Source organism: Peteryoungia algae, assembly GCF_030369675.1.
Taxonomy (GTDB): Bacteria; Pseudomonadota; Alphaproteobacteria; order Rhizobiales; family Rhizobiaceae; genus Allorhizobium; species Allorhizobium algae.
In genome coordinates this window covers 3,554,629-3,566,396 of sequence record NZ_CP128477.1, presented here as the reverse complement: position 1 = coordinate 3,566,396, position 11,768 = coordinate 3,554,629, and the positions used below count along the sequence as shown (strand labels likewise).

The following is an 11,768-nucleotide window of genomic DNA, read 5'->3' as shown; positions in this document are numbered from 1 at the left end:
AGAAACTATATGGGCATTACAGATATGTCCATATAGTTTTTATACTCTCGTGATGTGAAGGATCGGAACCAGATGACCATCGAGGGGCCAGTGCTGAAGTGGGGCGTTGAACGCCGCCTCGAATTCATCGAGTTCCGGCTGTTCTGGGAGGGCGGCGTCAACCGCTCAGACATCATCGAAATGTTCGATGTGTCGGTGCCGCAAGCATCGAAGGATTTGACGCTCTACCAAGAGCGCGCACCGCATAACGCGCTCTATGACAAGAGCGCCAGGCGCTATGTGGCCGGCCCCGATTTCGAACCCATTTTCCTGAAGCCCGACCCTTATGGCTATCTGTCGCGCCTACGCTCGGTCGCCGAGGGGCTGATCGAACTGGGTGAGTCCTGGATCACCCAAGTGCCCGATACCGACATTGCACTGACACCCCGCCGCGACATCAACGCCGAGGTTCTGCGCACCATTTTGAGCGCAGTGCGGGACGTGCGATCAGTCGATATCCACTATCAGTCGATGAGTAACGATCGACCCGATCCGATCTGGCGTCGCATTACGCCGCATGCCTTCGGTTATGATGGCTTTCGCTGGCATGCGCGCGGCTACTGCCACATCACCGACAAGTTCAAAGACTTCCTCCTGCCGCGCATCCTTGATGCAGGCGAAGTTGGCGAGCCGGGCGCGCCAGCCAGTCAGGACGCTCTTTGGCAGGAGCGCTTTGCGATTGAGGTGGGCCCGCATCCCGACCTCACCGAAAGTCAGAAGGCGGTAGTCGAAAAGGACTATGGGATGGCTAGCGGTTCAGCCGTGCTGACCGTCCGCTACGCGATGCTCTTTTATGTGCTGAAACGTCTCGGCCTTCTAGGTGACGCCGCTCAACTGCCTGCCCGCAGCCAGCATATAGTGGTGATCAACAGAGCCCAAACAGCCGCGGCTCTGAAAAAGGCGGAGTTCGCCCTGTGACTTCTGGCTGTTACGCATCCGATCATAAGTACCGAATGTCCTTCAGTGTTGGCGGGCTGATGCTCAATGAGAGCCTCGTGATTGCCCAGGCCTATCGACCCGGCGAGACATGGGCTTGTGCTCGTGAGCGCCTGCTCGCCCAAGGGACATCTTCCTTGCCCAAACTGGCCTCGCAAACGCGTGCGCTTCGCGAAGTGTATGACCGGATAGGGCATCTCTTCGATACCGAACGCCATTACCTGTCGGCAGAGGCTGACCGCGCTGAGCAGCAGGCGATAGTGTGGCTGGCGGTCTGCCGGACCTATCGCTTTGTCCACGAATTCGCTGTCGAGGTGATCAGCGAGCGCTACCAATCCTGGCGGCTTGACTTGGGCCATGAGGTTTTTGACCGCTTTCTGGCGGAGAAAGCTGAGAGTGACTCTGGCCTCGCTGAGCTCTCACCATCGACCTGCGCCAAACTACGTCAGGTCCTTTTTCGGATACTGCGTGAAGCTAGCCTGATAAGTATCGATGGAAGAATTCAGCCGATCTGGTTGTCGGGGCGCATGAAGCGACTGATCGAGGATAGTAATCCGGCGGACTTGCGGGTCTTTCCCGGAAATGGGGGGTAATTGTGGGTGCGAAAACTGATCGGCGCCTTCGCGCCGAACACCTGTTCCAGGTAATTTCCAGTGAACGGTTCTTGCAAAAGCAAGGGCTGGGCAACGAGGTTCCCTTTTTCATCTGCGCTTTCGATGCCGAAGACGGCCTGAGCCTGGGCGAGGATCGCGAGGATCTGATCGCCCGGCTGGGCCATGCTGGTGTGCGGGTGCTTGATGTCGACCTTTACGACCTTTCGATCAGTATCCTCGAAGACCGGGGAATCTTCGAGCAGATTCTTGAGGTTGAAGCAGAAACGGAAAAGACGGAGCTCAAGGAGCTGTTGCAGGGCGTTCTGGACCCGCAAGCACACCTCATTCCAGAGATTGCGCGGCGCATTGAAGAAGTCCCACACGACGTGATCTTCCTGTCAGGCGTAGGCGAGGTTTACCCCTACCTGCGGTCGCACAACGTACTCAATAACCTGCAAAGCACCGCGAAAGACCGCCCCACGGTCATGTTCTTTCCGGGAAAATACACGCACGCGTTGGCGACAGGAGCATCTCTGGAATTGTTCGGCTTGCTGCATGACGACAAATACTACCGCGCGTTCAATGTCATGAATTACGAGGTCTGACCGATGGCTACTCTTCTACGTGATATCTTTGCCAAGCCGGTCGACCGTTCGATCGATGGGGTGATCAAGGCTGACGACAAGGCCAGCCTCCTGATAGAGCTTGATGAATATGTGATCACCAATGAGATCGGCGCCCGGCTGGAGCAATTCCTCGACGCCTACAACAATTACGATACCGCGAATGGCGTTTGGATCTCGGGCTTTTTCGGGTCAGGTAAGTCTCACCTGCTGAAGATGCTCGCTCTATTGCTGGAGAACGACGAGATCGAGGGGCAGCGCGCCATCGAAATCTTTGAGCGAAAGCTCGTGGGCAACCCGATGCTGGCCGGGGGCTTGCGCAAGGCAGTGTCGATTCCGTCCCGATCGGTCTTGTTCAATATCGACCAGAAGGCGGATGTGATCACGAAGACGGATACCGATGCGCTTCTGGCCGTCTTCCAGAAGGTCTTTGACGAGATGTGCGGCTACTACGGCAAGCTCCCGCATATCGCACAGTTCGAGCGTGATCTGGACAGCCGTGGCAAACTTGATGCCTTCAAGGCGGCCTTTGCGCGGTCTTCCGGCAAGCCTTGGGAGCGCGGGCGCGAACAGGCTCTGATGGAAGGCAAGCACATTGCCGCAGCCTTCACGGAGGTCACAGGCGATGAGGTCAAGGATGTTCTTGGCCATTACCGCAAAGATACGAAGGTCTCGATCGAAGATTTTGCCAATATGGTCAAATCGTGGATCAATGCGCAGGGGCCGAAATTCAGGCTGAACTTCTTCGTTGATGAAGTTGGGCAGTACATCGCTGACAGCGTCAAACTGATGACGAACCTGCAAACCATTGCCGAAAGCCTGAACACGAAGTGCAAGGGACAGGCCTGGATTGTTGTCACCGCCCAGCAGGACATGGGTTCAGTCATCGGCGATCTGACGGCACAGCAGGAGAATGACTTCTCGAAAATCCAGGCGCGCTTTGCGAACCGGATACCGTTGAACTCACAGGATGTGGCTGAGGTCATCCAGCGTCGCCTTTTGGCCAAGACCGAGGCTGGCCAGATCACCCTTGGCAATCTTTATGATGCTGAGGAGAACAACCTGCGTACTTTGTTCGATTTCGGCGATAATTCGTTCAAGTTCAGGAACTTCTCCGGAAAGGAGCAGTTCGTCGCGAGCTATCCGTTCCCGAACTACCAGTATGATCTGTTCCAGCGCGCGATCATGGGCCTCTCGCAACATAACGCGTTCGAGGGCAAGCACAGTTCGGTCGGCGAACGCTCTATGCTGGGGGTGTTTCAGGAGGTGGCTAAAAAGCTGGCGGATACGCCAGTCGGGGGGCTGGCGACCTTCGACCTGATGTTCGGGGGGATTCGTGCCGCCCTGAAATCATCGGTTCAGCAGTCGATCCAGCTGGCTGAAAAGAACCTTGGCGATGATTTTGCCGTTCGGGTTCTGAAAGTGCTGTTCCTCGTGAAATACGTCAAGGAATTCAAGCCGACTGCCCGCAACATATCGATCCTCCTGTTGTCCCGGTTCGAGGCGGACCAGACCAAGCAGCGCCGCAATATCGAAGAGGCTTTGTCGTTGCTAGAGCGCCAGACGCTGATCCAGCGTAATGGCGAAGTCTATGAATTCCTCACCAATGAGGAAAAGGACGTCGAAGCCGAGATCAAGGCAATCGCCGTTGATCCCGCCGAGATTGAGCGGCAACTCGATGAACTGGCATTCGGCGCGATCCTCCGTCACGGCAAGATCAAGCATGCCGGCACGGGCGTGGACTATGCCTTCACCCGCAAGCTCGACGGGCACAGCCTGAACCGGGAGCATGAGCTTTCGGTGAATATCGTCTCGCCCTTCAGCGACGATTCCGACACGCCGGATGTGGTTCGTTCGAACAGCATGGCAAGCGATGAGATGGTTGTCCTGCTGGGGCGTGATGTGCGCTTCACGCGCGATCTCGTCCTCTGGCTCCAGACCGTAAAATTTGCCCGCCAAGTCGCCAGCGGGGATGCCCAGCTCGGTCGTGATCGCATCATTGCGGAAAAGCGTGACCAGAATACGCGTCGCGAAAAGGAGCTGGTGCAACGCTTACGCGGTCTCATCGCAGATGCGCGGCTGTTCGTGCGCGGGGCCGAGCTGGAAATCGGCGGAGAGGATCCGCAGGAACGGCTGATTAAAGGTTTCCAGGTCCTGGTCGACAAGGTCTATACCAGCCTGCCTGTCCTGCGTGGCGCTACTTATACCGAAGCCGATCTTGGGCGCCGTGTCGATGGCGGCCTGTTCGGCGGCGAAGGCAGCGGTCTGACCGAAGCTGAGCAAGACGCGCTAAATCATGTTCAGGCCCAGATGCGTCTTGGGACGCGCGTCTCGGTCAAAGCTTTGGTCGAGAAGTTTGGCGCCAAACCTTATGGCTGGCCTCCCATTGCGGTGCTGTGCCTGACTGCGAGCCTGGTCGCGCGCGGCAAGCTCGAGGCTCGGGCTGACAGTGCTCTGCTGGAAGGGGATGCGCTGGTGCAAGGGCTGCGCAACAGCCATGTCCTTGGCAATATTCTGCTCTCCCCGCAGATCGAGTTTACCGCGGGCCAGATCCGCAAATCGCGGGAGCTGTTTCAGGCACTGTTCGATCTGCCCGCCTCTGGCAATGACGCACGCAGTTTGGGGGCGGAATGGCAGGCCCAGTTGCGCAAGCTCACCAGCGAGTTGGAAGGTCTTGGTCGACAGTCGGCTGGCTACCCCTTCATTGCCGCCCTCGACACCTTGCGGACTCTGCTCGACAGCATGCGCGATCAGCCGGCGACATGGTTCATTTCCGGCCCGGCAGGGCACGAGGATCAGCTGCTGGATGCGAAGGAGGATATCCTCGACAAGGTCCGCAGTTTCATGTCCGGACCGCAGAAGGGCATCTATGATGAAGTCCGTGCATTCCTGACGGCACAGGATCAGAACGTAACCTTTGCCCAAGATTCTGCCGCAGATACGATACGTCAGGCTCTGGGCGATCCGCAGTGCTTCAAGGGCACCGCGATTCAGGAACTGAAGACGGATTTCTACGCCCTGAAGGAGCGCATCGAACAAACGGTTCTGGCCGAACGCAACGCCGTCATCGCGGCGATTGAAGAGGTGGCCGAGAAAACCATCCAGACTTCGGAATTCCGTGCGCTACCGCCAGAGCAGCAGACGCGTATCCGCGATGAGCTTGCCTCGCAGAAAGCCAGTGTTGCCTCGCAAACCCTGATCCCGGCCTTGCGCCATCGGGCGACAGAGGTGCGTTCCAACCTTTTGGCCGACACGCTGACGCGGATTGCCGAACTGATGCCTGCACCGGCGCCAGCTCCCGCGCCACAGCCCCAACCTGCCGGTGGCGTAGCAGAACCTCAGCCAGCGCCATATGTGCCTCCGGCATCGGCAAAGCCCCAATATATCAAGGCGCAGTCGATCACCGTCCGCTTCGCGAAAACCTATCTCGAAGATGAGGACGATGTGACCCAGTACCTTGATGAGATGAAAAAGACCCTGCTGGCCGAGATCGGCGCGGGCAAGAAAGTGATTGTCTGATGGATACCAACGGACTGAAGAAATTTGCGCAAAGCGCGCGAAACCTGTTGATTGATCAAGTCACTGCCCGGCTGACCATGGTGCTGGCCGAGGGCGCAGCGGCTCGCCGCGCACATCCCAAGGCGATTGCCAAGCTGGAAGCTGCGGCCAACAGCAACCGTGGCCAGGTGATCGAGCACGCGGCCTACACATGGTTCAACCGCTTCACCGCTTTGCGCTTTATGGATGTGACGGGCCTGACCAACCCGCGCGTGGTGTCGCCTGCCGATGGCGCCACCCGGCCCGAGATTTTGGCCGAGGCGATGGCGGGCAACCTGCCGGATCGTGCCCGGCCCGAGATCGCAGAATATCTGAACGGTACTCGCCCTGCCCATGACGGGCAGGCGGAGGCTTATCGGCTTCTGCTGATCCATGCCTGCAACGAATGGCACGGGGCGATGCCCTATATGTTTGAGCGTGCCGATATGCTCGACCGGGCCGAGGACTATACCGAACTGCTGATGCCGGAAGATCTACTGTCGCCGGACAGTATCCTTGCCCGTCTGCGTGAGGTGATGACCCAGGATGCCTGCCAGGATGTCGAGATCATCGGCTGGCTTTACCAGTTCTACATCAGCGAAAAGAAGGATCATGTCTTTGCCGGCCTGAAGAAGAATCAGAAGATCACAGCCGAGAACATCCCCGCCGCGACGCAGCTGTTCACCCCTCACTGGATCGTCCGCTATCTGGTGGAAAACTCGCTTGGGCGGCTGTGGCTGCTAAACCGTCCGCAATCGAAGCTGGCGGCCAAAATGGATTATTACATCGCACCCGAAGAGCCCGAGACGGATTTCCTGAAGATCGCCCAGCCCGAGGATATCCGCATCTGCGATCCGGCCTGCGGCTCGGGCCATATGCTGACCTATGCGTTTGACCTGCTCTATGAAATCTATGCCGAGGAAGGCCATGACGCGGCCGAAATCCCCGGCCTGATCCTGAAGCACAACCTGACCGGCATCGAGATTGACGATCGCGCAGGCGCCTTGGCAGCTTTTGCGCTGTCGATGAAGGCGGCGGCAAAACTGGGGCGGCGGCGATTCCTGCGGATGGAGGCGAAGCCCGACATCGTCGTTCTGCAGGATGTGCGCTTCACGCCCGCCGAGATGCAGGACGTCGCCGCCGTGGTGGGCAAAGACCTGTTTACAGATGAGTTGCGCGGGACGCTGGAGCAGTTCGAGCAAGCCAAGAACTTCGGCTCGCTGATCGTGCCGAAGCTGCGCGACCCGGCCGAGACGCTGCGGGCGGTCGAGGCGAGGGATTTCGGTTCCGACCTGCTGCTGAAGGAGGTGCAGGAGCGGGTCGTAGCCGTGCTGCGCATGGCCGAGGCGCTGTCGCCCAAGTATCACGTGGTGGTGGCCAACCCGCCGTATGCAGGCGTCAAAGGGTTGAACCAGTCACTTGCATCTTGGCTGGAGGACTTCTTCGAGGAAAGCTGCTCCGACCTGATGACAGCTTTTATGGATCGTTGTCGTTTGCTCAACGTGCCATCAGGGACGTGGGGGATGATCAACCTTCCATCATGGATGTTCCTGAGCTCTTACAAAGAATTGAGGGCACGAATACTCGCACTGCAGACAGTCCATTCTCTAATTCATCTTGGGCGTGGAGTGTTTGGGGCTGATTTCGGCGCCGTGGCTTTTGTCGTGGACAATCGTGTTGCATGTGGGGACGCTACATTCATAGCACGCCGGCTGTTCGAGAAATTCTCTATCGTCCGAACCAACTCAGAAATTGAGAAGCTCTTCCAAAACCGGTCCTTTGGCTCTCACGGTGTTCGCCAAAACTCTCTCAGGAATATTCCCGATACCCCAATTGCATACTGGCTCAGCGAAAAGGCAATTCAAGCGTTCTCCACTGGAACAGCGCTGTCGAAAATTGCCCGCCCACGTCAAGGTATCAAAACTGGCGACAACGAGAGATTCCTTAGGTTCTGGCACGAAGTCGCGTCCGAAAAATCTGCTCTGACAGAAGCAAGGCATGAAGCGCAGAAGGACAATGCGAGATGGTTCCCCTGTACGAAAGGTGGCGCTTTCCGCCGTTGGTATGGCAACTGCGACTACCTGGTGAACTGGGAGAGCGACGGCCATGAAATTCGGAATTTCTTTGATGAAAACGGGAAGTTGAGATCGCGCCCGCAGAATACGCAATTCTTTTTCGTTGGGGGCGTAACATGGTCAAGCCTGACTATCGGATCTTTTTCCGCAAGACTTCTCCCCAGACATTTTGCCTTTGAAAGCAAAGGGTCTTCCTCTCCGATCAAAGATCTCGCCGAAGCCAAAAATGTCTTGGGATTTCTCAACACGTCTGTAGTCGATAAGCTGATCTCGGCGCTTTCCCCTACCGTCGATTACAGCGAAGGAGCGATCGGGAAACTCCCTATCATCCACATCGAAGCTGAAAAGCTCAATGTCGCGCACCGGGCTGTTGAAATAGCCAAATCCGACTGGGATGCTTACGAAACCTCTTGGGATTTCACCACGCTTCCGCTGCTCTCCCCCGACCACCGGGCCGAGACGCTGGAGGCCAGCTATGCCCGCCTTCGTGCCCATTGGCAGGGTGTGACCGACGAGATGCAGCGGCTCGAGGAAGAAAACAACCGCATCTTCATCGACGCCTACGGCTTGAAGGATGAACTGACCCCTGAGGTGCCGATCGAGGAAATCACCCTCACCTGTAACCCGGCCTATCGCTATGGCGTGAAGGGATTGGAAGAGGACCGCGAGGCACGGCTGTTGCAGGATACGGTGGCCGAATTCCTTCACTATGCCGTGGGCTGCATTTTCGGGCGCTATAGCCGCGACGCGCCGGGCCTGATCCTCGCCAATCAGGGCGAGGGGATCGAGGACTATCTGACCCGTGTGCCAGAACCGAGCTTCGCTCCCGACCGCGACAATGTCATCCCGGTGCTCGATGCCGACTGGTTCGCCGACGACATCGTCACCCGCGCCCGTGATTTCCTGCGCGTCACCTTTGGCGAGGCGAAGTTCCGTGAAAACCTCGCCTTCGTCGAAAAGGCGCTCGGCAAGGATCTGCGCCGCTGGTTCACGAAGGATTTCTTCGACTACCATGTGCGCCGCTACAAGAAGCGCCCGATCTACTGGATGTTCTCCAGCCCCAAGGGCAGCTTCAACGCGCTGATCTATATGCACCGCTACCGGCCCGACACGGTCTCGGTCGTGCTGAACCAGTATGTGCGCGAGTTCATCCACAAGCTGGAAGTTGAGCGCGCGCGGCTGGAAAAGCTGGCCGTCGATCCTGCCGCTACGCCCGCCCAGCAAACAAGGGCGCAGAAGGAAACGGCTACGGTCATCAAGCAGATCGCCGAGCTGACCGAATGGGAGCGCGAAGTCGTCTACCCTATGGCGCAGCAGAAGATCGCCATCGATCTGGATGACGGGGTGAAGTGCAACTATCCACTGTTCGCCGGCGCGCTGAAGCCGATCAAGGGGCTGGAGGCTGCGGATGACTGACCGTATCACCGCCGGCCTGATGCGCCTCTACGAGGATAAGGGTCACCGCATCGTCTTCTGGTATGACGCCGCCCGCGATCTGCGCGGGGCGTTCGATGCGGTGAACCTCCCCGGCGTCACCAAGGTGGAGATCGCCAACAATGAATTCGGCCTGAAATACCGCATGCTGCGGCAGGAGCCGAAGGCGCGATTCCTGCTTTACAAGGACGGCCCCGAGCCGCCGATGCCTGAAAACTGGTTGCTGGATGTGCAACTGGCGAGCGCTGTGTTCCGCGCCGACCAGGCGGCGATCTGGGTGGCGGATCTCGGCATCCCCGCGAAATATGAAGCCGCCGTGCGCGATCACGCCGAATTCTACCGTTCCGGCAAGCGGCTGGAAGCGTTGCGCGCGATCGAACGCGAACGCCCATCGCAGAGCGCCAACGATGTTCGCCGCAAGATGCTGGCGGTCTGCGCTGGTGCGGATGGTGATCTCGATACGGTGGTCGAGGCGTTGCTGGCCGAACTGGCGGACGGCCAGGATGATGCACTGCGGCTCATCGACCGGTTCGGACTGGCGGAGTTCTTCTGGAAAGAGGTTTCGACGCGCTATGGCTATTCGGCTGCCGAGCCGGATTTTCAGGATTTCTCCATCACGCTGTTTTCCAGCGCCTGGGCGCGAGCCATGGGGGAGACCGCGTCGCTGAATACCGATGCCGCGCTGATGTTCCGCCGCTGGAGCGCCTCGCGCCGGTGGGGTGAGGCGTTCGAGAAGCTGTCGGGCGACTATCAGGATGTGCTGAAGATCAGGGACGATCTGGCCTCACGCGATTTCCGCGCCCTGATCCCATATGACCATTTCGAGGAAGTGGACCGGCGGATCGTTGTCGCCATCGTTGAGGGGCTGGCCCAGCAGAGTCTGCCAGCGACAGATGTACTGAAATGGGTGCGCGACCGCCGCCAGAGCCATTGGTATAGCCGTTACGCTGATGTCTATCAGGCCATTGGCTATGCGACCGAATTCCAGCAGGCGCTGGCCGAAGCCGACCTGACAATGACCAGCCTGTCTGATGGCGTGAAGCGCTATTCCGCAAGCTGGTTTCGGCTGGACCAGCTTTATCGCAAGTTCATCTATCACATGCAGCAAAGCGGGCAGTCCGGGCTGCTATCCGCGCTCTATGAGGCAGTCGAAAATCGTTACACCACGAACTTCGTTCTGAAGCTGAACGATGCCTGGCAGGATCAGGTTGCGCGCCTGACGGACTGGGCAATTCCGGGCTTTCGACGTCAGGTGGATTTCTACCGGGAACAGGCCGCGGAGTTCAGGCGCAAAGACCAGAAGGTCGTCGTCATCATCTCGGATGCGCTGCGCTATGAGGTTGCCGATGAGGCGCTGCGCGAGATCCGCAAACTCAACCGGTTCGATGCTGATCTGAAGCCGATGATCGGGGCTTTGCCGAGCTATACCCAACTGGGCATGGCGGCGCTCTTGCCACACCGCCAACTGGCTATCCGCGATGACAATGATTTGGTGCTGCTGGACGGTGAAAGCACCATGGGCGCTGCGGCCCGTGAGAAGGCGCTGGCCTCTGGCAGGGCTCGAGACCGGGTAAAGGTTCTGGCGGCGAAGGATTTCATGAATTTTGGATCGTCAGAGGGCAAAGACCTCTTCCGGGATCATGACATCCTCTATCTCTACCACAATCAGATTGACGCAATCGGAGACAAGCTCGCGACCGAGGAGAATGTTCCCGCAGCGGCAGAGACCGCCATCGAGGATCTGGTGAAGCTTGTGCGCAAGCTGACCTCGGCCAATTTCTCGAACATCCTGATCACCGCCGATCACGGGTTCCTGTGGCAGCATAAGGCGTTGGAAGAAAGCGGCTTTGCGCTGAGCGAGCCGGAAGGCGACATCGTTACACGCAACCGGCGCTATGTGATCGGTCGCGGCCTCAGCAGCAGTGGCGGCATGAAGAAGTTCACGGCCTCGCAGCTTGGCCTAGAGGGCGATCAGGACGTCCTGATCCCGAACTCGATCAACCGCCTGCGCGTGAAGGGATCAGGCAGCCGCTTTGTCCACGGCGGCGCAAGCCTGCAGGAGATCGTCCTGCCGGTTCTGCGTGTGGGCAAGCAGCGCAAGGAGGATGTCGGGCAAGTGTCGGTGCAGATCATTCCGCCGGCTCGTGCCCAGATCACCACGGGCCAGATCCAGGTCACCTTCTATCAGGCAGAGCCAGTTACCGACAAGCAGCAGCCCCGGCAGGTGCATACAGCAATCTTTGCCGATGATGGGGCTCTCATCTCAGACGAAGCCGAGCTGGAATTCGATTTCGCGTCCGAGAACCCGCGCGAGCGTGAGCTATCGCGGGGCTTCCTGCTATCTAAGGCGGCAGACGCCTATAATAATCAGACAGTCTTTCTGAAGCTGCGAACACGCATCGGCAAGACCAGCCATTTCGAAGATCACGCGTCACAGCCGCTTCTGCTGAAACGCGGGATCAGCACAGATTTCGATTTCTGAGGTGCCGATGTCGACCTTTGATGACAAGATCAACGAGCATTTTGCCGGT

At 58.3% G+C, this 11,768-nt stretch carries 6 protein-coding genes; all 6 read left to right on the top strand.

Features of this window, described 5'->3' with window-relative positions; genetic code table 11:
* Positions 1 to 72 precede the first annotated feature (72 nt).
* The 6 genes from QTL56_RS16930 to pglZ are packed head-to-tail and all read left to right on the top strand — an operon-like array spanning position 73 to position 11,719.
* Positions 73 to 957 carry a WYL domain-containing protein gene (locus QTL56_RS16930; RefSeq protein WP_245134304.1) on the top strand — a complete coding sequence of 295 codons (885 nt, stop codon included), beginning with the start codon at positions 73 to 75 and terminating at the stop codon, positions 955 to 957.
* 35 nt (positions 958 to 992) lie between these two features.
* A complete protein-coding gene (locus QTL56_RS16925) occupies positions 993 to 1,568 on the top strand; it encodes a DUF1819 family protein (RefSeq protein WP_245134302.1) in 576 nt (191 codons plus the stop codon).
* 2 nt (positions 1,569 to 1,570) lie between these two features.
* Entirely contained in the window at positions 1,571 to 2,173 is a 603-nt protein-coding gene (locus QTL56_RS16920) for a DUF1788 domain-containing protein (RefSeq protein WP_245134300.1), read from the top strand.
* Between the two features lie 3 nt (positions 2,174 to 2,176).
* Positions 2,177 to 5,710 (top strand): BREX system P-loop protein BrxC, encoded by a 3,534-nt coding sequence (brxC, locus tag QTL56_RS16915; protein WP_245134299.1) that lies wholly within the window; start codon positions 2,177 to 2,179, stop codon positions 5,708 to 5,710.
* Entirely contained in the window at positions 5,710 to 9,219 is a 3,510-nt protein-coding gene (gene pglX / locus QTL56_RS16910) for a BREX-1 system adenine-specific DNA-methyltransferase PglX (RefSeq protein WP_245134297.1), read from the top strand. The genes brxC and pglX overlap by 1 nt, the downstream gene beginning before the upstream one ends.
* Positions 9,212 to 11,719 (top strand): BREX-1 system phosphatase PglZ type A, encoded by a 2,508-nt coding sequence (pglZ, locus tag QTL56_RS16905; RefSeq protein WP_245134295.1) that lies wholly within the window; start codon positions 9,212 to 9,214, stop codon positions 11,717 to 11,719. Before pglX ends, pglZ begins: the two co-directional genes overlap by 8 nt.
* Positions 11,720 to 11,768 lie beyond the last annotated feature (49 nt).

What these genes read in the sequence shown, in the direction of transcription:
- QTL56_RS16930 (WP_245134304.1), top strand. Translation starts at nt 73, where the DNA reads ATGACCATCGAGGGGCCAGTGCTGAAGTGGGGCGTTGAACGCCGCCTC.
- QTL56_RS16925 (WP_245134302.1), top strand. Translation starts at nt 993, where the DNA reads ATGTCCTTCAGTGTTGGCGGGCTGATGCTCAATGAGAGCCTCGTGATT.
- brxC (WP_245134299.1), top strand. Translation starts at nt 2,177, where the DNA reads ATGGCTACTCTTCTACGTGATATCTTTGCCAAGCCGGTCGACCGTTCG.
- pglX (WP_245134297.1), top strand. Translation starts at nt 5,710, where the DNA reads ATGGATACCAACGGACTGAAGAAATTTGCGCAAAGCGCGCGAAACCTG.
- pglZ (WP_245134295.1), top strand. Translation starts at nt 9,212, where the DNA reads ATGACTGACCGTATCACCGCCGGCCTGATGCGCCTCTACGAGGATAAG.